This window comes from Pacificibacter sp., assembly GCF_039769035.1.
GTDB lineage: Bacteria > Pseudomonadota > Alphaproteobacteria > Rhodobacterales > Rhodobacteraceae > Celeribacter.
This window is the reverse complement of record NZ_JBDMZG010000015.1, coordinates 1-25,115: the sequence shown is the minus strand read 5'-3', so window position 1 is coordinate 25,115 and position 25,115 is coordinate 1. Positions and strand designations below refer to the sequence as shown.

The 25,115-nt window shown below is 55.6% G+C and carries 18 protein-coding genes; 4 read left to right on the top strand and 14 right to left on the bottom strand.

Annotated elements, in window-relative coordinates; all coding sequences use genetic code 11:
* From ABF287_RS01055 to ABF287_RS01045, 3 genes are all read right to left on the bottom strand, one after another.
* A partial coding sequence (locus tag ABF287_RS01055) for a Mur ligase domain-containing protein (RefSeq protein ID WP_347183173.1) occupies positions 1-775 on the bottom strand: 775 nt, incomplete at its 3' end.
* 73 nt (positions 776-848) lie between these two features.
* Positions 849-1,943 (bottom strand): UDP-N-acetylglucosamine--N-acetylmuramyl-(pentapeptide) pyrophosphoryl-undecaprenol N-acetylglucosamine transferase, encoded by a 1,095-nt coding sequence (locus ABF287_RS01050; RefSeq protein ID WP_347183172.1) that lies wholly within the window; start codon positions 1,941-1,943, stop codon positions 849-851.
* Between the two features lie 25 nt (positions 1,944-1,968).
* Positions 1,969-3,135 (bottom strand): putative peptidoglycan glycosyltransferase FtsW, encoded by a 1,167-nt coding sequence (locus tag ABF287_RS01045; RefSeq protein WP_347183171.1) that lies wholly within the window; start codon positions 3,133-3,135, stop codon positions 1,969-1,971.
* Positions 3,136-3,371: 236 nt separating this feature from the next.
* Here ABF287_RS01045 and ABF287_RS01040 point away from each other — a divergent pair, with 236 nt between their 5' ends.
* Positions 3,372-4,304, top strand: coding sequence for an L-lactate dehydrogenase (locus ABF287_RS01040; RefSeq protein WP_347183170.1), 933 nt, complete (start codon positions 3,372-3,374; stop codon positions 4,302-4,304).
* 3 nt (positions 4,305-4,307) lie between these two features.
* Here the strand turns inward: ABF287_RS01040 and murD are convergent, their stop codons facing one another.
* From murD to ABF287_RS00995, 9 genes are all read right to left on the bottom strand, one after another.
* Complete coding sequence (gene murD, locus ABF287_RS01035) at positions 4,308-5,705, bottom strand: UDP-N-acetylmuramoyl-L-alanine--D-glutamate ligase (RefSeq protein WP_347183169.1); 1,398 nt, start codon at positions 5,703-5,705, stop codon at positions 4,308-4,310.
* Between the two features lie 214 nt (positions 5,706-5,919).
* Entirely contained in the window at positions 5,920-7,002 is a 1,083-nt protein-coding gene (mraY, locus tag ABF287_RS01030; RefSeq protein ID WP_347183168.1) for a phospho-N-acetylmuramoyl-pentapeptide-transferase, read from the bottom strand.
* 52 nt (positions 7,003-7,054) lie between these two features.
* Positions 7,055-8,473: a UDP-N-acetylmuramoyl-tripeptide--D-alanyl-D-alanine ligase gene (gene murF / locus ABF287_RS01025; RefSeq protein WP_347183167.1), complete on the bottom strand. Its 1,419-nt coding sequence runs from the start codon at positions 8,471-8,473 to the stop codon at positions 7,055-7,057.
* Positions 8,470-9,942 (bottom strand): UDP-N-acetylmuramoyl-L-alanyl-D-glutamate--2,6-diaminopimelate ligase, encoded by a 1,473-nt coding sequence (locus ABF287_RS01020; protein WP_347183166.1) that lies wholly within the window; start codon positions 9,940-9,942, stop codon positions 8,470-8,472. The genes murF and ABF287_RS01020 overlap by 4 nt, the downstream gene beginning before the upstream one ends.
* A gap of 42 nt (positions 9,943-9,984) precedes the next feature.
* The gene (locus tag ABF287_RS01015; RefSeq protein ID WP_347183165.1) at positions 9,985-11,760 is read right to left on the bottom strand and encodes a penicillin-binding protein 2; all 1,776 of its coding nucleotides are present in this window, start codon (positions 11,758-11,760) and stop codon (positions 9,985-9,987) included.
* Complete coding sequence (locus ABF287_RS01010) at positions 11,757-12,113, bottom strand: cell division protein FtsL (RefSeq protein WP_347183164.1); 357 nt, start codon at positions 12,111-12,113, stop codon at positions 11,757-11,759. The genes ABF287_RS01015 and ABF287_RS01010 overlap by 4 nt, the downstream gene beginning before the upstream one ends.
* 3 nt (positions 12,114-12,116) lie before the next feature.
* The gene (gene rsmH / locus ABF287_RS01005) at positions 12,117-13,115 is read right to left on the bottom strand and encodes a 16S rRNA (cytosine(1402)-N(4))-methyltransferase RsmH (protein ID WP_347183163.1); all 999 of its coding nucleotides are present in this window, start codon (positions 13,113-13,115) and stop codon (positions 12,117-12,119) included.
* Between the two features lie 3 nt (positions 13,116-13,118).
* Positions 13,119-13,610, bottom strand: a complete 492-nt coding sequence (gene mraZ, locus ABF287_RS01000) for a division/cell wall cluster transcriptional repressor MraZ (RefSeq protein ID WP_347183174.1) — start codon at positions 13,608-13,610, stop codon at positions 13,119-13,121.
* Positions 13,611-14,344: 734 nt separating this feature from the next.
* A complete protein-coding gene (locus ABF287_RS00995; protein WP_347183162.1) occupies positions 14,345-15,442 on the bottom strand; it encodes an Mrp/NBP35 family ATP-binding protein in 1,098 nt (365 codons plus the stop codon).
* Positions 15,443-15,725: 283 nt separating this feature from the next.
* On the opposite strand from ABF287_RS00995, the gene ABF287_RS00990 reads away from it, so the two are divergent.
* Positions 15,726-15,941: a DUF1127 domain-containing protein gene (locus ABF287_RS00990; protein ID WP_347183161.1), complete on the top strand. Its 216-nt coding sequence runs from the start codon at positions 15,726-15,728 to the stop codon at positions 15,939-15,941.
* Between the two features lie 667 nt (positions 15,942-16,608).
* On the opposite strand, the gene ABF287_RS00985 is transcribed toward ABF287_RS00990, so the two are convergent.
* Entirely contained in the window at positions 16,609-19,029 is a 2,421-nt protein-coding gene (locus ABF287_RS00985; protein WP_347183160.1) for a UvrD-helicase domain-containing protein, read from the bottom strand.
* A 114-nt stretch (positions 19,030-19,143) separates the two neighbouring features.
* Entirely contained in the window at positions 19,144-19,791 is a 648-nt protein-coding gene (locus ABF287_RS00980; protein WP_347183159.1) for a MarR family transcriptional regulator, read from the bottom strand.
* 137 nt (positions 19,792-19,928) lie between these two features.
* On the opposite strand from ABF287_RS00980, the gene ABF287_RS00975 reads away from it, so the two are divergent.
* Together ABF287_RS00975 and ABF287_RS00970 are read left to right on the top strand one after the other, a co-directional pair.
* On the top strand, positions 19,929-21,434 hold the full coding sequence (locus tag ABF287_RS00975) for an MDR family MFS transporter (RefSeq protein WP_347183158.1): 1,506 nt from the start codon (positions 19,929-19,931) through the stop codon (positions 21,432-21,434).
* Between the two features lie 191 nt (positions 21,435-21,625).
* Positions 21,626-25,066: a pyruvate carboxylase gene (locus tag ABF287_RS00970; RefSeq protein WP_347183157.1), complete on the top strand. Its 3,441-nt coding sequence runs from the start codon at positions 21,626-21,628 to the stop codon at positions 25,064-25,066.
* The last annotated feature ends 49 nt before the right edge of the window (positions 25,067-25,115 follow it).

Here is a 25,115-nt window from a genome sequence, read left to right as displayed (position 1 = left end):
TGTAGCTCAAATTGATCGCCCGCACGTCCGCTTGCGCATTGAACCCGAAGGTCACAACACGGCGATCCGTGATCTTGCCCACAAGAGTTTGCACCTCTGGGTGATCGGTACAGCACACAGCCAAGCCATAGAATGGAATGTTGGACACGAAATCCAAGAAGCCTTGACGCAGGGTGTCAAAATCACCCCAGTGTTCCATGTGTTCAGGATCGATATTTGTCACGATCGCGATGGTCGCAGGCAAGCGGTTGAACGTGCCGTCGCTTTCGTCGGCCTCAACCACCATCCAGTCACTGGCTCCAACGCGCGCGTTAGACCCGTAAGCATGAATGATGCCGCCGTTGATCACTGTCGGGTCAATGCCGCCTTGATCCAAAAGCGCCGAGACCATTGTTGTCGTCGTGGTTTTGCCATGCGTGCCTGCAACGGCAATGTTGGACTTCAACCGCATCAGTTCCGCCAGCATTTCAGCGCGGCGCACAACCGGCAAACCGGTCAAACGCGCCGCATCCAATTCTGGGTTGCCCGGTTTGATCGCACTTGAAATGACCACCACAGCAGCGCCTTCAAGGTTTTCGGCTTTTTGCCCGACAAACACGCGCGCGCCCAGATCCTCTAAGCGCTTGGTGATTTTGGACGCCTTCAGGTCAGAGCCTTGCACGCTGTACCCTTGATCCAACAAAACCTCGGCAATGCCAGACATGCCAATGCCGCCAATCCCAACAAAGTGAATGGGACCCATTTCTGTAGGCAGCTTGGTGTTGGATACAGTCATGTCGTGTCTCTTTCTGTCTCAAATATTCGTAACGGATCGGCGCAGGCTTGGGCCGAAAAGTCGTTATCGCAGCTTAGGTCGCTGCCAGTGTTTCAACAAGCGCGGCCAGTTCTTGTGCCGCCTCGGGTTTGCCCACAGACAAGGCTGCGCGGCTCATGCGGTTTGCCCCGTCTGCATTTCCAAGAACCAAGGCTATTTGCTCGCTCAAGGACTGCGCGGTCAATTGACTTTCAGGGATCATAATCGCAGCGCCGACATCCACCAAGCCCCGTGCGTTGGCGGTTTGGTGATCACCCGTTGCTGCCGCGAATGGGATCAAAATTGACGGGCGCCCGATGACGGAAATATCGGCCACGGTAGACGCGCCTGAACGCGCAATAATCAATTGTGCTTCTGACATGCGGTTCGGCACATCATCAAAAAAGGTGCGAATATCCGCACTCATGCCATGGTCTGCGTAATGCTGTTCAACGCGGGCAACATCTTCTTCACGCGCCTGCTGGCTCACCCGCAGATTGGCGCGCATCTCTTCCGGCAATGAGGTGATCGCTTCAGGAACAACATCGGACGTAATGCGCGCGCCCTGAGATCCACCCAAGATCAAAATCTCCATCGGGTAATCACCCGGCTCGATATATGGCGCGCCAGTCCGTTCCAAAACAGTGCCGCGCACAGGGTTCCCCACATGCACGCCCACGGCCCCTTCGGGCAAATCCGTCGGCCAAACGCCGCAAGCAACCTGCGCCACTTTCGGAGCGAACACAGTGTTCACACGGCCCAAAACCCCGTTCTGTTCATGGATCATCCGTGGCAACTTCATCAACGTCGCAGCCGCAACAGAAGGAATAGCCGGATAGCCGCCAAAGCCGATCACCACACTGGGGCGATCTTTGCGGAATTTAAACATGGCCCCCAAAACACCACCGGCGATTTTGAACGGCACAGCAATCTTGGACCAGATGCCACCGCGGGCAAAGGTGCCAGAGGTGAGGACTTCGATTTCAACCGCATCAGGAAAGCCGCCCGCATAGCGCGCGCCACGTGGATCAGTGGTCAGTTTCACCCGCCAGCCCCGCGCCAAAAGCACTTCCGCCAATGACTGCGCAGGAAACATATGACCGCCCGTGCCGCCAGCAGCGATCACGACCAAAGGAGGTTGAACAGACATATCTGTACCTTTCAAAACTCAGAACTTAGCGGCCGCGACGGATCAGCAAATCACCGATTTCACCTTGAGGCCGCGTGCGGGTAAACGCCAAAAGCGCACCAAGGGCAATACCAGAAGCGATCACCGAAGAGCCACCGTAGGACACGAAAGGCAAGGTCATGCCTTTGGCGGGCAAAAGGCGCACAGCCACGCCCATATTGATAAAGGCTTGAATGCCGAATGCGCAGGCAAGGCCCGTGCCAGCAAGGCGAATGAACGGATCACGTTCACGCAGCAACCGCCACAAAGATCGCACAGTGATGGTCGCGTAAAGCGCAATGATGATGAACACCAAAACCATGCCGTATTCTTCAGCAGCGACACAAATGATGAAATCGGTATGCGCGTCAGGCAAAGACCATTTCACAGTCCCCTCGCCCACACCAACACCGAAAAAGCCGCCCTCGCGGATCGCATTGGTCGCATAGCCGATCTGGGTTGTCGGATCGATATCAGGGTTCAAAAACCCGTCGATACGGCGCGCAAAGTGTTCGGAGCTGTTGTAGGCCATGGTGCCGCCAAACACGACAAGACCCGCCAAACAGATAAGCAGCAACAGCGGCGCACCGCCGACAAAATACATCACACACCAGCTGAACAGCACCAGTGAGGCCTGTCCAAAGTCAGGCTGCAACGCAAGCATCACCACAATCACGGCTGTCAGCATAAAGGAATACATCCGCCCCGGAGGGCCACCAACCTCTAAAGCCGATGCAATAAGCCAAGCCGACGTGACCACAAAGGCAGGTTTCAGGAATTCGGAAGGCTGCACAGAGGCGAACCCAAAAGAATACCAACGCATCGCGCCCTTGCCAAAATCCGTTCCAAGAAACGGCAGCAATGCCACGGCCACGAAAGCGCCCAAAAAGCCCACCACTGCAATGCGGCGCACTTTGTGAGGGTCCATCATCGACACGAGAACCATCGTCACCAGCGCGATACCGCCGAAAAAGACTTGGCGCTGCACAAAGTAAAAATAGGGGAGATTGTTTTTCTCAGCCAAAGGCGGCGAGGCTGCGAGCCCCAACAAAAGACCAATGCCAAACAGCACAAATACACAGGACAACGTCCATCTGTCGATTGTGCGCCACCAGCGCGGAAGGACCGGTTCACGTTCCCGTGCGGGAATCGAACCATAAACCATTTCTGTCATGGGACTGCTTATGCCTCTACTGCCTTCGTCCGCTTTTGCGGATCTATGAGACAAAGCTAACGAAGTTTTGCGTGTTTTGCTACAATTGATTGCGGCGCCCCGCACTTAGGAAGCGATGTTTTGCCGAGATTACGAAAATTTGGGCACAAAACCCGATGCGCGTTGATCCGCATCAAGGGCGCACGAAGCCATTCGGTACAAAATAGGTTCAAACGCATCAGGCACAGGACGCAACAATGAAAATCGGTATCATCGGCGCAGGTATGGTCGGATCCGCGGCAGGCTATGCCATCGCGCTCAAAAGCACCGCAAGCGACATTGTGTTTGTCGATCAAAACGCGGACCTTGCTCGCGCACAAGCCCAAGACATCGCGCACGCCGTTCCGTTCTCATCGGCGGCGCGGGTCACCGCGGGCGGATACAGCGATCTGTCGGATGCCGATGTGATCATCTTGGCCGCAGGCGTCAGCCAAAAACCTGGCGAAAGCCGACTTGATCTCTTGTCGCGCAATGCTGCGGTGTTTCGCTCTATTCTGTCCGATCTGGGCCCGCTTGGCCCCGATACCATTTTGCTCATTGCCTCCAACCCCGTCGATATCATGACCCAAATCGCCACAGACCTCAGTGGCCTGCCTGCGTCTCGCGTGATCGGCTCGGGCACCATTTTGGACACGGCGCGGTTTCGACATCTGCTTGGGCTTCATTTGGGTATCGCCGCCCATTCTGTGCATGCTTATGTGCTGGGCGAACATGGCGACAGCGAAGTGCTGGCGTGGAGTTCTGCACGCGTCGGCGCCCTGCCCTTGGCGGATTTCGCTGCGCAGCGACGCGTGCCGATCACAGACGATATCAAACGTCAGATCGACACAGGCGTGCGCGGCGCGGCGAACACCATCATCAACGGCAAAGGGGCCACTTGGTATGGAATTGGCGCGGGCCTTGAACGTATCGTGCGCGCCATTGCATCGGACGAGCAGGCCGTCATTTCGATGTCCTGCGTGACCTCTCATATCGAAGGCATTGACACTGTCGCCCTGTCGATCCCGCGCGTCGTAGGCGCAGGCGGAGTCGGTGCGGATGTGTTCCCCGAGCTCAGCCCCAAGGAACACAAAGATCTAGCCGCCTCAGCGCGAAGCCTGAAAGACACGTTTGAGGCGCTCACCCTTTGAAGATCAAAGCAGCGCGTCAACCTTCGCGATAAAATCCTCGCCGCGTTTTTCAAAGTTCGGATATTGATCAAACGACGCCGCTGCAGGAGCCAACAACACCGTGTCGCCCGCTTGCGCCTCGGCCGCAGCCTTGGCGACAGCCACCTCCATCGTGTCACACAACTCGTAAGGCGTATCGCCAAGTTGTAACGCGAAATCCTTGGCTGAGAACCCGATCAAATAGGCCTTGGCCACCGCACCCAGATGCTCAGACAATTCAGAAATGCCGCCATCTTTGCCCATGCCGCCCGCGATCCAGCGGATCGATTTAAACGCCTGCAGCGCTTTGGCTGCAGCATCGACATTGGTCGCTTTACTATCATTCACAAAGCGCACACCGTCTTTTTCACCGACGATCTGCGACCGATGCGGCAGACCTTTGAAGCTGTTCAACGCCTCTGCGATCAGTTTCGGACTGGTGCCAATGGCGCGGCACGCGGCATAGGCGGCACAGGCGTTTTGATGATTGTGTGCACCGGGCAGTCCGGCAATCTCGCGCAGATCAATCGACCCCGCCTGACGCCCTTTGCGCCATTCACTCAGGAACCCTTTGTGCGCGTAAATATTCCACCCTGCCCCTTTGAGCTTTTGCCCAGAAGAAATACGGATCAAGCGCCCATCGGCGACGTTATCTACAAGCTGATTGGCCATATATTGGCCTTCGACCTCGTCCACGCCGATGATCGCGCGATCTGGGCCACCTTCGGCAAACAAACGCCGCTTGGCCGCGAAATAACCGCCCATGCCGCCGTGACGATCCAGATGATCAGGCGACAGATTGGTGAACACAGCAATATCGGGCGTCATGGAGCGCGCCAAATCCGTTTGATAGGATGAAAGCTCAAGCACAATCACTTCGCCATCTTGCGGCTCGTCCAAATCCAAAACACCACGGCCGATGTTGCCCGCCAATTGCGCAGGCGTGCCGGTCTCGGTCAAAATGTGATGGATCAAAGCAGAGGTCGTGGATTTGCCGTTCGAGCCTGTCACCGCAATGATGCGCGGCGGCGTGTCGTGGTCCATCCAATCGCCCGACCCAAAGGAGCGGAAGAACAGGCCGATATCGTTGTCCACAGGCACCCCTGCGGTCCATGCGGCTTGGATGATTTTATTGGGTTCAGGATAGAGATGCGGAATACCGGGCGAGACAACCAGCACAGCAATATCATCAAACGCGCCCTGCTTGCTGAGATCGCGCAGGGTGTAGCCCTCATCTTCGGCCGCTGTGCGCGCCTCAACACTGTCGTCCCAACAAATAGGCTCACCACCGCCCGCAACAACAGCTTTCGCCGTCGCCATCCCAGACCGTCCAAGCCCCAAAATGGCCACGTTCTGCTCTTCATATCCCAATACAGGTATCATATTCGCCCCTAAATTCGCTTGCCCGCAGTATCGTTGGAATTGCTTAGGATGGAAAGGGGATTAGCAAGTGGCTGCGACACGTAGTGCATCGACGTTTTTGCGTGCCTGACCTGTCAGTAAGTTCCGCTCCTTAAAAGCCGTGACTGCCATAGAAAAAGCCCTCACCCAATGGGTGAAGGCTCTCATATCTCAATCAAAAAAGAAAAACGCGGGATCAGCGCAGTTTCAGCGTTGCCAGACCGATCAAAGCCAGCACCAAAGAGATGATCCAAAAGCGGATGACGATGGTGGATTCGGCCCAGCCTTTTTTCTCGTAGTGGTGGTGGATTGGCGCCATGAGGAAGACGCGTTTACCTGTGCGTTTAAAGTACAGCACTTGGATGATCACAGACAGGGCTTCGACCACGAACAGGCCACCCACGATGGCCAATACGATCTCGTGTTTGGTGGCCACAGCGATGGCGCCCAAAGCGCCGCCAAGCGCAAGTGATCCCGTGTCGCCCATGAACACAGCCGCGGGGGGCGCGTTGTACCACAAGAACCCAAGGCCGCCGCCGATCAAAGCGGCCGTAAACACAAGGATTTCACCCGTACCCGGCACATAGTGCAGGCCAAGGTATTCAGTGTAGTCGACGCGGCCAACCACGTAGGCGATCACACCCAAGGTGCCAGCAGCGATCATTACGGGCATGATGGCAAGCCCGTCCAGACCATCGGTGAGGTTCACAGCATTGGCAGAGCCGACGATGACGATCACAGCAAAGGGGACGAAGGCGAAAGACATATTAAGCAGAACGTCTTTGAACACAGGCAAGGCAAGCTGATTGGCCAGTTCGTCAGGGTGCATGAAGGACGCCCAAAGCCCCGCGACAACCGCGATCAGCAGGCCAAGGATCAAGCGAATTTTGGATGAAACGCCTTTGGTATTGGCCTTGGACACTTTGGCGAAATCATCGGCAAAACCGATCGCGCCGTAAGCGAAGGTCACGAACATCACCAGCCAAACATAGCCGTTGTCCAGACGCGCCCAAAGCAAGGTCGAAGTGAGCAAAGCGGTCAAAATCAGCAGCCCGCCCATCGTCGGTGTGCCAGCCTTGGCAAAATGGCTTTCAGGGCCGTCATCGCGAATAGGCTGACCTTTGCCTTGCTTGCGGCGCAGCATGTTGATCAGTGGTCGACCAAAGATAAAGCCAAAGATCAAAGCGGTGAAAAACGCACCCCCTGCCCGCATCGTGATGTAGCGAAACAGGTTAAAGAAATCTCCGCCGTCAGACAGACCGGCCAACCAATATAACATGTGCTCATTTACCCTTTATGCTTTGCAACGCATTTTCGAACGCAGCTTACTTTTACGGCAGCGGATGCCCCAACTTGCGGATGCCGTCAACCAATTGGCTGACTTTCGACCCTTTTGAGCCCTTCACCAGCACGACATCGCCTGCATCAACCAAATGATGCAGCTCCGTCAAGGCAGAGGGCGCAGCATCAAACCATGTGCCGCGTTTTTCTGACGGCAATGCCGTATAAAGCGCCTGCATCAACGGACCGACGCAATGGATCACATCGATACTGTCCACAAACGGCACCTTCGCCAAATCCGCATGGTCCGCCACTTCCGTGGGGCCAAGTTCCAGCATATCGCCCAAAAAGGCAATCCGGCGCCCTTGCGGCACCCGCCCCGTGCCATCGGTCACTTTGGCTGCGGCCAAGACTTCCAAACTGGCAACCATCGAGGTTGGATTGGCGTTGAAGGCGTCATCCAATAGCTCAAGCGTTTGATCGGTCTCGACGGGATCAAGCAAAATCGTCTCACGCGCACCGCGGCCTTCGGGCGGGGCCCAAAGCGCCAAGTCTCGCGCTGCCAAGGTGACGTCCGCGCCGAGCGCTTGCACCACGGCCAGACAGCCCACTGCGTTGGTGGCAAAATGGCGGCCTGAGGTGGACAGACGAAACAGATGCTCTGCCCCGTCGACGCGCGTTTGTGCCACTGTGACGGTATCTACCAAAGACACAGACGTGAGTTGGGCGTCGTTGCCCGTCTCTTCGCCAAAGGCCAAAGTGGCGCCTGTCCAAGCGGCGCGCAAAATGGGCGTCACGGGCAAGTCGCCATTGATGACAGCGACGCCGCCGGTTTCCAACCCTTCAAAGATCGCAGCCTTTTCTGTCGCGATCCCTTCGATATTGTCAAAGGCTTCCAAATGCGCTGCGGCCACGGTGGTGATCATCGCCACATTGGGCCGTGCCATCTTTGCCAAGGGCGCAATTTCACCAGGATGGTTCATGCCGATTTCGATCACGGCGAAATCCGTATCCTGCGGCATGCGCGCGAGTGTCAGCGGCACACCCCAATGGTTGTTATAGCTGGCCTCGGCAGCATGCACCTTGCCCTGACCTTGCAAAATCGCGCGCAGCATTTCTTTGGTGGATGTCTTGCCAACAGACCCTGTCACGCCAATGACTTGACCCGACACGCGCGCACGCGCAGCCGCTCCGAGGCGTTCCAATCCACCCAGAACATCGTCGACAATCAACAAGGGCGCATCAGGGGCAACACCGTCAGGCACATGCGTCACCAAGGCTGCAGCAGCGCCCTTTTCCAAGGCTTGCGCAACAAAATCATGACCGTCGCGGGCGGCTTTCAGCGCCACAAACAAATCGCCCTTTTGCAACGTCCGCGTATCAATCGAGACGCCAGTGATGTCAAAGGCGCGTGTCGCCGTGCCGCCGGTCGCAGCACAGGCATCTGCCGAAGTCCACAGCACGCTCACAACGCACCGTCCAATGCCGCCACGCTGATCGAGGCCTGTTCCACATCGTCAAACGGATACACGATATCTCCGATCACCTGTCCGGTTTCATGCCCCTTGCCACAGACAATCAGCGCATCACCAGGTTGCAACGCATCGACGGCGCGCAAGATCGCCTCTGATCGGTCGGCAACCTCAATCGCATTCGGCGCACCCGCCATAACGGCGGCGCGAATGTCGGCAGGATCTTCTGAACGAGGGTTGTCATCGGTCACAAAAACCACATCCGCCGCCTCGGCAGCGGCTTGGCCCATCAAAGGACGTTTGCTGCTGTCACGATCACCGCCCGCGCCGATCAAGGCCACGACGCGCCCCATCACATGTGGACGCAAGGCTTTGATTGCAGTCGAAATGGCATCCGGCGTATGGGCATAATCCACGAACACCGCCGCACCATTGCCGCGTGTGGCTGCGTGCTCCATGCGCCCGTGCACGCCAGTGAGTTCGGGCAGACAGGAAAAGACCTCTTCAGGATCGCCCCCGCTTGCCATCACAAGACCCGCTGCGGCCATCACGTTGTCAGCTTGGAACCCGCCGATCAGATCAAGTCGGATTTGGTAAATATTGCCCACAAAATCGATCCGCAGATCTTGCCCAGTGGCGTCAAACCGCTGTCCAAGAATGCGCAAATCAGCCACATCCGAGCGCCCGACACGCATCACATCAATGCTGCGCTCTGCACACAGGCCTTCGATTTCAAGCCCCTTGGGATCATCGATATTCACAACCGCCACGCCAGTGTCAGTTAAAACACGGGTAAACAGACCAGATTTCGCGGCAAAATACGCTTCGAACGTTTCGTGATAATCCAAGTGATCTTGGGAAAAGTTAGTGAAACCTGCTGCGATCAAACGCACGCCATCAAGGCGACGTTGTTCAAGACCGTGGCTTGAGGCTTCCATTGCCGCATGGGTCACACCCGCCACGGACGCATCATAAAGCATCTTATGCAGCGTGATCGGTTCTGGCGTGGTGTTTGGGCTGGGTGTTTCCCAATCGCCCTCGACACCTGTGGTGCCAATGTTGATCGCGCGGTGGCCCATCAACTGCCAAATCTGGCGGGTGAAATTTGTCACCGATGTCTTGCCGTTGGTGCCTGTGACCGCAACCATAGCGTCGGGTTGACGCCCGAACCAAAGCGCTGCGGCATAGGCCAAGGCTTGGCGGGGGTCTTCGACAATCACAAGCGCGGGGTCGTGTTCGGCAATGGCATCTGCGGCCAATCGAGCGCCCTCTGGGTCGGTCAAAATCGCTGTCGCGCCCATCCGAAGCGCATAGGTGATAAACTCACCCCCATGCACATTTGCCCCCGGCAGCGCTGCAAACAACATGTCATTGCGCACAGCACGACTGTCTACGGCAAGACCACTGATAGGGACATCACGCGCCCCTTTTGCCGTGAGCCCCAATTCGGAAAGCGTTTTTGCCATTCTTGCGCATGCCTTTAATGATCGACTGTGTTGCGTCTAGTGTTACTGCCCCAGAGCAAGGGTTTCAATATCAGGTCTGATGCCCAAAATCGGAGCAACGCGGCGGATCACTTCGGCAGCTACAGGCACGGCTGTCCAACCGGCTGTACGGCGCGGTTTTGGACCCGTTGTCTCAACGGCCTCATCCAACGTCACAACAAGCACGTATTTCGGTTCATTCGCGGGGAAAACAGAAGCAAATGTGGTGATGGTTTTATCTTTGTAATAGCCTTTGCCATCTTCGCGCGGCTTGTCAGCAGTCCCTGTTTTACCAGCCACTTGATACCCACGTACATCGCCAAAAGACGCTGTCCCCTCGCCCACAACTGCGCGCAACATTTGGCGCGACGCGGCAGACACTTCAGGGCTTACAATACGCGGACCAAGTTTGATTGGACCTTCATGTTTCAGCAACGTCGGCGTGACCCGCGTGCCCCCATTGAGCAACGAAGAATACGCCGTCGCCAAGTGCAAAGGAGACGCAGATAGACCGTGGCCGAACCCAATTGTGATCGTTGACAGTTCAGACCAATGCGGCGGCAGCAATGGCTTGGCCCCCTTGGCTTCGATCAACTCCACAGGTGTCGGGTCGAAAAAGCCCAAGGACTTCAAAAAGCTCTTTTGACGGTCCACACCAATTTGTTGCGCCACATGTGCAGTCGCCACGTTGGATGACTTCACAATCATATCGGTCAAAGACACATACGGGCCATAGTTGTGACCTTCGAATTCACCGATTTTGTGCTTGCCCCAGCGGAACGGCGGCGTTGCGGCAACCATACTGTCTGGCTTGAACAGCCCCAGCTCCATGCCCTGTGCTGCGGCGAAAATTTTGAACGTTGACCCCAGCTCGTACACGCCTTGAACGGCACGGCTGAAACGCGGGTTATCGCCAGCATTTTGCCCTGCAAAGGTTGGACGTGAATTCGGGTCAAAATCAGGCAATGATACCATCGAAATCAATTCGCCGGTGTGTACATCCATCAAAATCGCAGCGGCCCCTTTGGCCCCCAGCAAATGCATGCCACCGAACAAGACTTCGCGCATCGTCGATTGCACCGACAAATCGATCGACAGTTGCAACGGTTTGTCGCCATTCGCAGGGTCACGCAAATAGTCGTCGCTGTAGCGCTCAATACCAGATTGCCCAACGATTTCAGCGCTCATCACGCCTTCACGGCCAAATTTCGTGCCACCCAAAATATGCGCGGCCAATTTGCCGTTCGGGTACAAACGCGACTCGCGTGGGCCAAACAACAGCCCCGGCTCGCCTATGTCATGAACAGCTTGCTGCTGTTCCGGTGCGAGTTGCTTTTGGATCCAGACAAACTTGCGCGTGCCGGTAAAATCCTTGATCAAACGCGCTTCGTCCATGTCGGGGAAAATCTTTGCCAACTCTTTGGCCGCATGCACAGGATCAACCATTTCGTGCGGTTGCGCATAAAGGCTGTGCGTGGTGCGGTTGGTCGCCAAAATGCGACCGTTGCGATCCAAAATATCGGCGCGCTGCGCCAAAATAGCTGTGCCCGTCGTGACCGCGCGCGGTTCCTCTGGATTGCTCGCAGCCACCTGCCCCATGCGCATGCCAACAACCGCAAAGGCAGAGACAAAACACAGGCCCAAAACCAACAGTCGCCCCTCGGCCCTCAGGCGCGTCGCATCACGCATCGTTTCGCGTCGCAGCCGCAGGTTCTCGCGCTCAATCGCATCAGGGTTTTCCCCCGTTGAACGAGCTTGCAAGATACGGGCCAGCGGGCGCAAAGGGGTGCGAATGCTCATTGGTTTACCGCCTCCAAGCTGCCAGAAACCGCAACAGAATCTTCCAACTCAATCAAGACGTCTTCTTCCACGGGAAAGGCGACATTTGCCACGGTGCCGAACTGTTCAGGCAAAAGCGGCAAAAGACCCAAACGGTCAAAGTTCAATTCGACCAAATCGCGCAAACGATCGGGGCGGTTTTGATACGCCCATTCGGCGCGCTGCACGGCAAGCTCTTGACGTTGCAGACCAATTTGACGTTGCACTTGCGAGATCTCGCGCAAAACTTCTTGGGTGGCGTAGTTTTCTTTATACGCCCAAACCGCAAGCCCCATCACGAACAGAGCAGAAAAAACGATATAAACGGAACGCATAGCCTACGACCCTCGTGCTAAAACTGGTTTCGGCAATCCAAGCCCATCCCGCTCCACCTGTGCGGCGGGGGCCGATGTGCGGCGCGCAACCCGAAGACGCGCAGATCGCGCACGCGGGTTCAGCTCAAGCTCATCCGCATCTGGGCCGATGGCTTTGGATAGTTTTTCAAAGGCTGGTGTCTTCTCGGCCATCACTGGCGCATAGCGAGACCCGCCACCACCTGTTGAGGACCGCTCTTGCAAGAACCGTTTCACAACGCGGTCTTCCAACGAATGGAACGTTACAACAGCCAATTGCCCACCGGGCGCGAGCGCGCGCTCTGCAGCCTCAAGCCCTTCAATCAATTGACCAAATTCATCATTGATCGCAATGCGAATGGCTTGGAACGTGCGCGTTGCAGGGTGGCTTTGACCCGGTTTCTTGCGTGGCAAAATGCGTTCAATCAGGCCTGCCAATTGCAACGTCGTGGTGAACGGCGCTTTTTCAACGCGGTCCATCACAATGGCTTTGGCGATTTTACGGGATTGTTTTTCTTCGCCGTAGTGAAACAGCACCGATGCGATTTCCGCCTCGTCAGCCGTGTTCACGAAATCCGCAGCGGATTGCCCGTCTTGCGACATGCGCATATCAAGCGGGCCGTCTTTCATGAACGAAAAGCCGCGCTCCGCCAAATCAAGCTGCATCGAGGACACACCAAGGTCCAATACAACGCCATCAAGATCTTGCGCGTATTCGTCCATTTGGCCAAATGTGCCCAAGACCAATTCGATCTTGCCGTCATAATCGCCAATCCACTTGGACGCCATTTCATGCGCCAATGGATCGCGATCCACGCCATAAACCAAGTCAGCGCCCTCAGCGATCAAACCTTTGGTGTAGCCGCCAGCGCCGAATGTGCCATCCAGCCAACGGCCAGAAATAGGCGCACATTGGCGCAGCAACGGACGCAGCAAGACTGGGACGTGTGGCGCTTTATCGGTCGTTTGGTCAGGAGAGGTCATGCCTTATCCCTCCTCATCATTGAGCAGCGACAATGGATCAAAATCCGCACCCTGCTCTTCGAGCCACGCATCCGTCACAGAGGCATTGTTGGCCTCAAATGTTTCCGGCTTCCAAATTTCGAATGTCTCGCCCATGCCGCCAAAATACGCTGTGCCATCAAGGCCGATCTTGTCGCGCAAGGCCTGCGGCAACACCAAACGGCCATCGCCATCGACTTCGGTCGGGCGCGCTTTGTTCAAAACGAGGCTTTGCATGATTTTGCGCTTGTTTGACCCGCGCGGCATTTCAGCGATTTCCGCCGCCAAAGCGCGGTAGTCATTATATGTGTAAACTTGCAGCTGCTTTTGCGCGTCGTGACCATATACGATCACCATTCGCGGGCGCCCAGACGTTTCGGCCAAGGGATCACCCTCTTCAAGTTCACGACGAAAATCGGCAGGGATCGACACGCGTCCCTTTCCGTCCACCTTAAAGGTGTGTTCGCCTATGAACATGCCGGCCAAAGCGGCGCTCCTTATCCTCATCGCCCAAACTGGGCTGTACTTACCAAACCTTGACCCCAAGGTCGTTTACGAAAAACGGCGAACCGAGCTGCTGCCACTGCCCAATCCGCCGCCTTGTTCCCGTGACCGGGCCCCGATGCGTCGGGGTATGTCCAACTGCGCGCGCCACCTCTTACGGATGTCTGCTCGCTCGCGCGCCGGATCTTGTTGTTCTGATGAGTCTGGGTGCCTGTATGAAGCCTGACTTTGTTTTTTATTTATGTTCGCGGTTCTTGATGTGCCGCTCATTCCCGTCTCATCCGATGTATTCAAGATGCCACGGGAATTCATGGTAATCAATGGTTTTATTTGGAGTCTGCTATTCTTGCCACAGAGATTCGGACCCAAAATAGCGTGAACAAAATTAGAACATCACAAAACATTTACCACAAATTGATAACCTTACCTCGCATACCACTAGATATAGTGAGGCAATTTGATCAAATTTTTTCTTCAAAAAATGTACCTTTAGAGCCTCAATGCGAAATTTTGCCTAAATTTTAAGAAATTCCCGCAGCGATGCACCGCTGTACCATAAAATCCCGCCATATTCCCCGCGCCCAGAGGCGCCCATCACAAAAACCGCCCCGGAAAATGAAAAAACGCGCAAGGCAACCGCCCGCGCGTTCTTCAAATCAGTCTCAAAAAGGCAGCGCCCCTAGCAGGCCACCCCTATACTGGGCTGGTTAAGCAATGCCACCCTGAACCAAACGATCCGCAAGGCGCATATACGGCGCCCCCAAATCTTCGTCAGTGACCACAATCGGTGATCCGCTATCCCCCGCAAGGCGCGTCTCAAGCGACAATGGCAGGGCAGCCAAGAACGGCACACCGATTTTCTCGGCTTCGGCACTCACGCCGCCATGACCAAAGATATGCGCCTCATGCCCACATTCAGGACATACATATGTCGACATGTTTTCGATCAACCCAAGCACAGGCACGCCAAGTTTTTCAAACATCGAAATCCCACGGCGCGCATCCAGCAAGGCCACATCTTGCGGCGTCGAAACCACCAGCGCGCCAGTGAGTGCGGTTTTTTGGCTCAGCGTCAACTGCACGTCGCCGGTGCCGGGTGGCAAATCAATCAACAGAACATCCAGCTCGCCCCATTGGACCTGACCCAACATCTGCTGCATAGCCCCCATCAACATAGGGCCACGCCAAACAATCGCTTCGCCCTCTTCCACCATCAGCCCGATCGACATCATGGTCACGCCATGCGCATGCAGTGGCTCAATGGTTTCTCCATCAGGGCTGGCAGGCTTTTTGGACACGCCCATCATACGCGGCTGTGATGGCCCATATATGTCTGCATCAAGCAAACCAACTTTGCGACCCATCTTGGCCAAGGCAACCGCCAGATTGGAAGACACGGTAGATTTGCCCACGCCGCCCTTGCCAGAGGCAATCGCGATGATGCTCTTCACGCCAGGCACACCTTGCTTGCCTTGCTGTGGTTTTGGATGGCGACCAATCTTAAGGCTTGGCGCTTCACCCGCGGCAGGCTGAGGTGCAGCCGGCGCGCTTGGCGTGGCGCTGTGCGCGGTCATAACAATGGAAACCGACGTTACACCCTCAATGGCCTCAAGCGTCGCTTGCGCAGAGGCACGCGCCGAATCCCACAAACGCGCAGCACTGGCATCAGGCGCTTCAATCACAAAAGACACCGCGCCATCATCAACGCGCAAAGCCTTCACCACATCACCCTGCGCCAAGGATCCACCGCTGGGCAAAGCAACCCCCGCCAGCGCATTCATAATAGTGTCACGGTTTATCGGCATATCAATGTCCCTTCATTCGAACTTGCCCTTCAAATAAGGCGAAACCGCGCGCTGCGCCACCGCGCGCGATGGCTTTTCCGCAATAAGTTTCCAAAGCGCTTAAAATTAGGTCAGCAGCGGGTATGCATTTTCTGCATGGCGGCAATGACCAATCGATGGATTGTGCATCTGCAGCATTCGACTAAATTCAGTATCAAGCAAGGCAGACAGCGAAACACAAACAATCGCAACACGCCTTGAAACGCATCCGGGCAAAAGCCCAAGCACTTAAGGTTTAATAACGATGGCATACCTAAACGCATCACACACAGTTGGCTTCGATCTCGCAGGCCGCATCGCAACACTTAAAAATTCTCTCGTTGAGAGCGTATCACGCTACCGCGTGTACCGCGAAACTCTCGCGGAACTCGAAGGTCTCTCCAACCGCGACCTCAACGACCTAGGCCTCAGCCGCGCCGGCATCAAAGCCGTTGCTCTTGAAGCTGCCTACGGCAACTAAGTTTCCTATATCGGGCCCCTCCTCCTCCCTTGGGTCCTGATAACGACGACAGCGCCTTCCTCCTCCCTGACGCTGTCGACAATTTCGGAATTCACGGCTTCCTCCTCCTCCCTGAAGCCCTGAAGACCTCGCGGTGAAGCTTCCTCCTCCCTGCTTCATCGCAAATATTCGGGCTCAACGCCCACACGGTCTTGGATCTCTCCTCCTCCTCCCTGAGGGATCTAAAGCAAGGCGGTGATGTCTTCCTCCTCCCTGACATCACCGTGCAAATTCGGGCTCAACGCCCACACGTTCTTGGGTCCTTCCTCCTCCTCCCTGAGGGACTTAAAGCAAGACGGTGATGTCTCCTCCTCCCTGACATCACCGTATAAATTCGGGCTCAACGCCCACACCTTCTTCGGTTTCTCTCCTCCTCCCTGAGAAACCCAAGACAAGGGCCAGCATCTTCCTCCTCCCTGATGCTGTGACCTTGACCTTCGAACCTGATCCTCCCATCAGCGTTCGACACATAAAGACACCCGCGCCCTCTCCTCCCTGGCGCGGGTGTTTTTGTTTTAAGACTGCCTACATTGCCGGCCGCGACGCCTTGGGGCCTCAAACGCAAAACGCGCGCCAAAACCTTGGCACGCGCTCAAATTCTTAGATTGTGAATGGCACTTACGCTCGTTTAGAACGGCGCGTCATCTGCCTCGGCTGCGGGTTTCACAAAACTCGCGACAAGTTTTTTCGCGCCGGCGTGATCAAATTCAACCAAAAGCTTATCGCCTTCGATTTCCATGACTTCGCCGTAACCAAATTTAATGTGAAACACACGGTCGCCCGTGATGAAGGATGTCGTCGCCTTGATGTTCAGCGTGACGGGTTTGGCCGCAGGCGCACGATTCTGTCGGCTTTGCAGACGCTTCCATCCCGGTGAATTGTAAACATCCGCATCAGACACGCGGTCGTCAAAAGACGCGGATCCGCCACCAGAGCGCGCAGAGCCAAAGCCGCTGCCAACAGCCTGCGGCGTCATGACATATACATGTTGCTCAGGAATTTCATCGATAAAGCGCGAGGGCATTTGCGACTGCCATTGGCCAAACACAGGACGGTTCGAGGCAAAAGAAATCGTGCACAGCTCTTCGGCGCGGGTGATGCCCACATAGGCCAAGCGCCGCTCTTCCTCGAGGCCGCTCAAACCACTTTCATCCATAGACCGCTGGGACGGGAACAGCCCCTCTTCCCAACCGGGCAAAAACACGACGGGAAACTCAAGCCCCTTAGCGCCGTGCAACGTCATGATCGTCACTTTCGGATCCGACTCATTGGCGTCATTATCAAGGCTGAGCGCGACGTTTTCTAAGAATCCGCTCAGGTTGTCATGCTCTTCCAAGCCTTTGACCAGCTCTTTAAGGTTCTCCAACCGCCCAGGCGCCTCAGGCGTTTTGTCGTTTTGCCACATCGTTGTGTAGCCGCTTTCGTCCAAAATGCGTTCCGCAAGCTCCACATGGGTCAGTTCAGACGGCACATAGTCGACAGATTCGACCACCGCATCTTCGTCATCCAAACCAGGATAGCGAATTTGCTGCTCTGCAAGCGCCGACCACGAATCGAGTTGCGTGACCAATTCAGCGACGGCGCCCTTGGCTTTGCCCTTTAAAATGCCGTCCTGAACGGCCAAACGCGCGCCTTCTTTCAACGACACGCCGTTGCTGCGCGCCATGAATTGAATGTCTTGCAAGGCTTTCGGGCCAACACCACGCTTGGGCGTGTTGATAATGCGCTCGAACGCCAAATCATCTTCGGGCTGAATCACCACGCGGAAATAGGCGATGGCATCGCGACATTCCAAACGCTCGTAAAATTTCGGCCCGCCAATCACGCGATACGCCAAGCCGATCTTCAGGAATCGATCTTCAAAAGCGCGCATCTGATGCGAGGCGCGCACCAGAATCGCCATATCTTCCAGCGAAAACTTACGCAGTTTGGCGCGCGATCCAGAGGCCATGGCCTCGATCTCTTCGCCGATCCAACGCGCTTCGTCCTCATAATCCCAATGGCCGATCAGGCGCACCAATTCGCCCTCTGGCTCATCGGTCCAAAGGTCTTTGCCAAGACGGTTCGAGTTGCCAGAAATCACGCCAGAGGCCGCGGCCAGAATATGCGGTGTGGAACGGTAGTTCTGTTCCAAACGGACAACCTTGGCGCCAGGGAAATCCTTTTCAAACCGCAAGATATTACCCACTTCGGCCCCGCGCCAGCCATAGATCGACTGGTCATCATCGCCGACACAACAGACGTTCTTATGCGCAGCCCCCAGCAAACGCAGCCACATATACTGCGCCACGTTGGTATCTTGGTACTCGTCCACCAGAATGTATTTGTACCAGCGCTGGTACTGCTCAAGCAGATCCGCATGGGTCTGAAAAATCGTCACCATATGCAGCAAAAGATCGCCAAAATCGCAAGCATTGAGCACCCGCAAGCGGTCTTGATATTGGCGGTAAAGCTTGACGCCGTAGCCATTGAAGGCCTCGTCATCCGTGACCTTGGCAGGTGTGAGCGCGCGGTTTTTCCACGCATCGATCACGCCAGCCAATTGACGCGCAGGCCAGCGCTTTTCGTCAATGCCTTCGGCCTTAATCAACTGTTTGAGCAGGCGAATAACGTCGTCGGTGTCCAAGATCGTAAAATTGGATTTCAGACCCACAAGTTCCGCATGGCGGCGCAATTGTTTGACACAGACAGAGTGAAAGGTGCCAAGCCACGGCATGCCCGCCACAGATGTGCCCATCAAACCGCCCACGCGTTCTTTCATTTCGCGCGCCGCTTTGTTGGTGAAGGTCACGGCCAAAATTTCATTTGGTTGCGCGCGTCCTGTGTTCAACAAATGCGCGATGCGGCAGGTCAATGCCTTGGTCTTGCCCGTGCCAGCCCCCGCCAACATCAAAACCGGACCATCTAAAGTCTCGACGGCTTCGCGTTGCGCTGGGTTCAATTCGTCCAAATACGGCGTCGGACGTGCGGCCATCGCGCGCTGCGTCAACGACCCGCCTTGCGGTGCCATGGCTGCCTCAAAGGCGTCTTCTTCATCAAATCTGCTCATAGACAAGACGTTAATGCAGACGCGCGGCAAGGAAAAGAGTGTTCTGCAATTGTTCGCACAGATCTGCCATAAAAAAGCCGGCGCAACACGGCGCGGTGAGCGTCGCGCCTGCGACTAGTCGGCTGCGTCGTCGTGCACAATCGCCGCAAGTGATGTGACATAGCGCTGAAACAGCGTCGAAAAAGTAGCAATGTCGTCGTCGCTCCAGCCGTCGAATGTCTGCATCATCAGCATCCATTTAGAGTGCATGAATTCATCCAAGAACCCAAAACCTTTGGGCGACATGTTCAACACGGATTTGCGCGCATCCTCTTGCGCAACGGAGCGCTCCACAAACCCACGCGACACCAAATCTGCAACGATCCGAGAGGCCCGCGACGGATCGACTTGCATCATCTCGGCCACAAGCCCGACAGTCGGCGCCATAGGTTCAGGTCGGCCAATACCGCCTTGAATGCGGGCCACAGATATAAGCCCTTGCAGCAAAGCTGGCTCCAGTTTTTCGCTCAACCCGTCTAAAACCTTGCCGCGAAACTCTTCGCGTTCCCACATGCGGCGCCATTGAAAGTTGGCCACATCAAACCGCAACAAAGCGTTGATCGACTGCGACGAAAACCCATTCTTTTCAAGAAGTTCAGGGATGCCACGTTGGGTGCGCGGATCGCATTTGAACCCATCTGCCGAAGGGTCATGGGCGACGCCCCCTGCTTTGGGCGTCAAGGACGTGGACAAGTCGGGCGACTGAGGAATTTTTTGCGACATATATCGGAGGTGCCACAATTATATGCGTCGGTCAAGTATGTGTTATTGTCATATATATGCCATTGACACATATATTCATACGGGCGATACACTCCCCTAAAACCACAGACTCAGCGTCATGTGGGAAAGGAACGCATATGTCACAGGCCCCTCAGCCCACCGCCTCTGAAACTGGTACAATGTCCGTTGGAACCGTGATCGCCTCTGTCGCGGTCTTGTTGCTTTTGGCAGCTTTAGATCAAACCATTGTGTCAACAGCCCTGCCCACAATCGTTGCCGATCTTGGCGGGCTTGAGCACCTGTCGTGGGTGGTTACTTCTTACATTTTGGCCTCAACGGTTGTGGCACCTTTGTATGGCAAGTTTGGCGATCTATATGGGCGCCGAAACATGGTGTTCATCTCGGTTTCTCTCTTCCTGATCGGCTCTGTCCTATGTGGATTGGCCTCATCCATGACGTTCTTGATCCTCGCCCGCGCAGTCCAAGGACTTGGCGGCGGCGGATTGTTCGTCTTGGCCTTGTCTATCATCGGTGAAGTGCTCCCCCCGAAAGATCGCGGCAAAATCTCTGCGGTGTTTGGCGGTGTCTTTGGCCTGTCGTCTGTTGTGGGGCCTCTGCTGGGTGGTTGGTTTGTTGATGCGCTCAGCTGGCATTGGATTTTCTTTGTGAACCTGCCCATTGGTGCAATCGCTTTGGTCGGTTTTATGGTCAGCTTCAAACCATCGGGCGTGCGCAAATCGCCCTCAATCGACTTTGCAGGCGCCATCACATTGACCGTCGCACTGTCCGCTTTGGTGCTTGTCACCGCATTGGGCGGCAGGGAAATCGCGTGGAACAGTGGCACTGCGATCGGATTGATTGTTTTGAGCATCGGCGCCACAATCGCCTTTATCATTGCAGAACGCCGCGCGGCAGAACCGATTTTGCCGCTCAGATTGTTCCGCATGAATATCTTTACCGTGACCACGCTTTTGTCGCTGTTCACAGGCGCCATGATGCTTGGCTCGATCACGTTTTTGCCGATGTATTTACAGCTGGCAAAAGGCGCGAGCGCCACATCGTCAGGCTTGCAACTTATTCCCTTAACGGTTGGTATTTTGATCGGCTCTACCGTTGCGGGCAAATATATGGGGCAAACAGGTCGCTACCGCATGCTGCCGATGGTTGGCACACTTGTGGCATTCGTTGGCGCCCTTGGGCTGACACGCCTGTCCCCAGAACTATCTAATGTTGTCTTTTATCTGACACTTGCCTGTATGGGCGCAGGGCTTGGCATGGTCTTCCCCGTGATCAGCACCGCCGTGCAGAACGCTGTGACGATGGACGACCTTGGGTCTGCCACGGCTGCGGGTGTTTTGTTTCGTCAAATCGGAGGCTCTGTGGCGGTTGCCCTGTTCGGCGCGATCTTTGCCGCGGGGATGGCCCGTGCCATGGGCGGCGTTCACATTGAAGGCATGGCATCCGTGTCCGAACTTGGGCCACAGATGCTCGCAGCATTGCCAGACCCAGTGAAAGAGCAGATCGCAGCCTCGGTCACCGGCGCTTTGCACCCCGTATATTGGATCGTTGCGGCATTTTCTTTGGCAGCCTTCATCATTTCACTGTTTTTGCAAGAAATGCCCTTAGAGGGGCGCGGACAGTGACCTTTGAGGGATTTCCATCAAAAAAGATGGATAGAATTAGGAGATAATTCCCACCGAAACAGCTCCCCCCTTCCCTTTTGTTTGCGCTAACACTAAAAGGCAGCAAAAGGCGACACAAATAGTGATTGCTGCGTTGCAGAAAAAATTCTAGCCTTCTGTGTGTCGTCACGAGCTTTAAGGGGAAATAGATCATGACCGAATTCAAAAAAATTCTCATCGCAAACCGCGGCGAAATCGCGATCCGTGTAATGCGCGCTGCCAACGAGATGGGAAAACGAACGGTTGCGATCTATGCCGAAGAAGACAAACTGTCCTTGCACCGCTTCAAGGCCGATGAAGCCTATAAGATCGGCGAAGGCATGGGCCCTGTTGCGGCTTACCTGTCGATCGAAGAGATCATTCGTGTTGCCAAACTGGCGGGCGCAGATGCCATTCACCCTGGTTACGGGCTTTTGTCAGAAAACCCAGAATTCGTAGATGCATGTTTTGAAGCAGGCATCACATTCATCGGACCAAAAGCCGAAACCATGCGCCAGTTGGGCGACAAAGCCTCTGCGCGCCGTGTGGCGATTGAAGCAGGCGTGCCTGTTATTCCAGCGACCGAAGTCTTGGGCGACGATTTCGACGCCATTCGCGCCGAGGCCAAAGAGGTCGGCTTTCCAATGATGCTCAAAGCCTCATGGGGCGGCGGCGGACGCGGCATGCGTCCTGTCTTCAATGAAGAAGAGCTGGAAGAAAAAGTCAAAGAAGGTCGCCGCGAAGCCGAAGCAGCTTTCGGCAATGGCGAAGGCTACCTTGAGAAAATGATCGTGCGTGCGCGCCACGTCGAGGTGCAAATCTTGGGCGACAGCCACGGCAATATCTATCACCTGTATGAGCGCGATTGTTCGGTGCAGCGCCGCAACCAAAAAGTGGTTGAACGCGCCCCTGCCCCTTACTTGTCAGAAACCCAGCGCGAAGAAATCTGTGCTTTGGGCAAGAAAATCTGTGAGCACGTCAACTATGAGTGCGCCGGCACTGTAGAATTCTTGATGGATATGGATGACGGCAAGTTCTACTTCATCGAAGTGAACCCGCGCGTTCAAGTTGAGCACACCATCACCGAAGAAGTCACCGGTATCGACATCGTACGGGCGCAAATCCTAATCGCGGAAGGCAAGTCTTTGACCGCCGCCACAGGTGTTGCCAGCCAATATGACGTGAAACTCGATGGTCACGCCGTGCAATGTCGCGTCACGACAGAAGACCCGACCAACAACTTTATTCCTGATTACGGTCGCATCACCACCTACCGCTCTGCGACAGGTATGGGCATTCGCTTGGATGGCGGCACCGCCTATTCCGGCGCTGTGATCACCCGCTACTACGACAGCTTGCTGACCAAAGTGACCGCATGGGCGCGCACGCCAGAGGCTGCGATTGCCCGTATGGACCGCGCGCTGCGCGAGTTCCGTATTCGCGGCGTGTCGACCAATATTGCCTTTGTGGAAAACCTGCTCAAGCACCCGACATTTGTGTCGAACGAGTATTCCACCAAGTTTATCGACGAGACACCTGAGCTGTTTGATTTCAAACCGCGCCGTGACCGTGCGACGAAAATCCTGACATACCTTGCGGATATTTCCGTCAACGGCCACCCAGAAACTGCAGGTCGTCCAAAGCCATCAGCAGAAGCCCGCATGCCAATTGCGCCAAAGCCACGCACGGACAAAATCCAAGCCGGCACGCGTCAATTGTTGGAAGAAAAAGGCCCGCAAGCTGTGGCCGATTGGATGCTCGCGCAAAAGCAACTGTTGATCACTGACACCACCATGCGTGACGGTCACCAGTCTTTGCTGGCCACGCGGATGCGGTCGATAGATATGATCAATGCGGCCCCCGCTTATGCTGCCAACCTGCCGCAGCTGTTCTCGGTGGAATGCTGGGGTGGCGCGACATTTGATGTGGCCTATCGCTTCTTGCAAGAATGCCCATGGCAGCGCCTGCGCGACATTCGTGAGCGCATGCCAAACGTGATGACGCAAATGTTGCTGCGCGCCTCAAACGGCGTTGGCTACACCAACTACCCTGACAATGTTGTGCAGTCTTTCGTCAAACAGGCCGCCGAGACTGGCGTTGACGTGTTCCGCGTGTTCGACTCACTGAACTGGGTCGAAAACATGCGCGTTGCGATGGATGCGGTGATCGAAAGCGGCAAAGTGTGTGAAGGCACGATCTGTTACACAGGTGATTTGCTCGACCCAACGCGTCCGAAATATGACCTCAAATACTACGTCCAAATGGGCAAGGATTTGAAAGCGGCTGGCGCGCATGTGCTGGGCCTTAAAGACATGGCTGGCCTGCTCAAACCTGCGCAAGCCTCTATGTTGATCAAAGCCTTGAAAGAAGAGGTCGGCCTGCCGATCCACTTCCACACACACGACACATCCGGCATTGCTGCGGCGACCATCTTGGCCGCAAGTGACGCAGGCGTTGATGCGGTTGACGTGGCGATGGATGCGTTCTCAGGCGGCACATCGCAGCCATGTTTGGGTTCTATCGTTGAGGCCACGCGCTTCTCCGAGCGCAACACTGGTTTGGACATCAATGCCATCCGCGAAATGTCGATCTATTGGGAAGCAGTGCGCCATCAATACGCCGCCTTTGAAAGCGGCCTAGAAGCGCCTGCCTCAGAAGTGTACCTGCACGAAATGCCAGGTGGTCAATTCACCAACCTCAAGGCCCAAGCCCGTTCGCTTGGTCTTGAAGAGCGCTGGCATGAAGTGGCGCAAGCTTACGCGGACGTGAACATGATGTTCGGCGATATCGTCAAAGTGACACCTTCCTCGAAAGTGGTCGGCGACATGGCGTTGATGATGGTGTCCCAAGGCATCACACGCGCCCAAGTCGAAGATCCGAAAACCGAAGTGTCCTTCCCAGATTCTGTCATCGACATGATGAAAGGCAACCTTGGCCAACCACCTGCGGGCTTCCCGAAAACCATTCTCAAGAAAGTTTTGGGTGGTGAAAAACCGAACTTGGAACGCCCAGGCAAACACCTCAAACCTGTTGATCTGGAAGCGACCCGCAAAGAGGCTGCTGAGCTTTTGGGCGTGGAGATCGATAACGAAGATCTCAACGGCTACCTGATGTACCCGAAAGTGTTCTCAGACTACCGCGGTCGTCACGAGACCTACGGCCCTGTGCGCACCTTGCCGACCAAGAACTTCTTCTACGGCATGGTTCCAAGCGAGCAAATTTCAGTTGCGATTGACCCAGGCGTGACGCTCGAAATCCGCTGTTCTGCCTTGTCAGAGCCGGATGAAACGGGCGAAGTCAAAGTGTTCTTCGAACTCAACGGTCAGCCACGCACTGTGCGCGTCAAAGACCGCACGGCAGCAGCCACAGTCATCGCGCGCCCGAAAGCAGAATTGGGCAATGCCAGCCACGTTGGCGCACCGATGCCGGGCGTTGTTGCAGCCGTTTTGGTCATACCAGGCCAAAAAGTGCTCAAGGGCGACGGCCTGTTGACGATCGAGGCGATGAAAATGGAAACCTCGATTACAGCTGACCAAGATGGCGTGATCAAAGCGGTCCACATCACGGCCGGCGCACAAATCGACGCCAAAGACTTGCTGGTTGAATTCGAGTAACGCTCGCCTTCACCATTGACCTCATGAGCCACGCGCAGCACCTTGCTTC

Coding starts and splice junctions, on each gene's coding strand:
- ABF287_RS01050 (WP_347183172.1), bottom strand. CDS start 1,943: ATGTCTGTTCAACCTCCTTTGGTCGTGATCGCTGCTGGCGGCACGGGC.
- ABF287_RS01045 (WP_347183171.1), bottom strand. CDS start 3,135: ATGACAGAAATGGTTTATGGTTCGATTCCCGCACGGGAACGTGAACCG.
- ABF287_RS01040 (WP_347183170.1), top strand. CDS start 3,372: ATGAAAATCGGTATCATCGGCGCAGGTATGGTCGGATCCGCGGCAGGC.
- murD (WP_347183169.1), bottom strand. CDS start 5,705: ATGATACCTGTATTGGGATATGAAGAGCAGAACGTGGCCATTTTGGGG.
- mraY (WP_347183168.1), bottom strand. CDS start 7,002: ATGTTATATTGGTTGGCCGGTCTGTCTGACGGCGGAGATTTCTTTAAC.
- ABF287_RS01020 (WP_347183166.1), bottom strand. CDS start 9,942: ATGGCAAAAACGCTTTCCGAATTGGGGCTCACGGCAAAAGGGGCGCGT.
- ABF287_RS01015 (WP_347183165.1), bottom strand. CDS start 11,760: ATGAGCATTCGCACCCCTTTGCGCCCGCTGGCCCGTATCTTGCAAGCT.
- ABF287_RS01010 (WP_347183164.1), bottom strand. CDS start 12,113: ATGCGTTCCGTTTATATCGTTTTTTCTGCTCTGTTCGTGATGGGGCTT.
- rsmH (WP_347183163.1), bottom strand. CDS start 13,115: ATGACCTCTCCTGACCAAACGACCGATAAAGCGCCACACGTCCCAGTC.
- mraZ (WP_347183174.1), bottom strand. CDS start 13,610: ATGTTCATAGGCGAACACACCTTTAAGGTGGACGGAAAGGGACGCGTG.
- ABF287_RS00995 (WP_347183162.1), bottom strand. CDS start 15,442: ATGCCGATAAACCGTGACACTATTATGAATGCGCTGGCGGGGGTTGCT.
- ABF287_RS00990 (WP_347183161.1), top strand. CDS start 15,726: ATGGCATACCTAAACGCATCACACACAGTTGGCTTCGATCTCGCAGGC.
- ABF287_RS00985 (WP_347183160.1), bottom strand. CDS start 19,029: ATGAGCAGATTTGATGAAGAAGACGCCTTTGAGGCAGCCATGGCACCG.
- ABF287_RS00980 (WP_347183159.1), bottom strand. CDS start 19,791: ATGTCGCAAAAAATTCCTCAGTCGCCCGACTTGTCCACGTCCTTGACG.
- ABF287_RS00975 (WP_347183158.1), top strand. CDS start 19,929: ATGTCACAGGCCCCTCAGCCCACCGCCTCTGAAACTGGTACAATGTCC.
- ABF287_RS00970 (WP_347183157.1), top strand. CDS start 21,626: ATGACCGAATTCAAAAAAATTCTCATCGCAAACCGCGGCGAAATCGCG.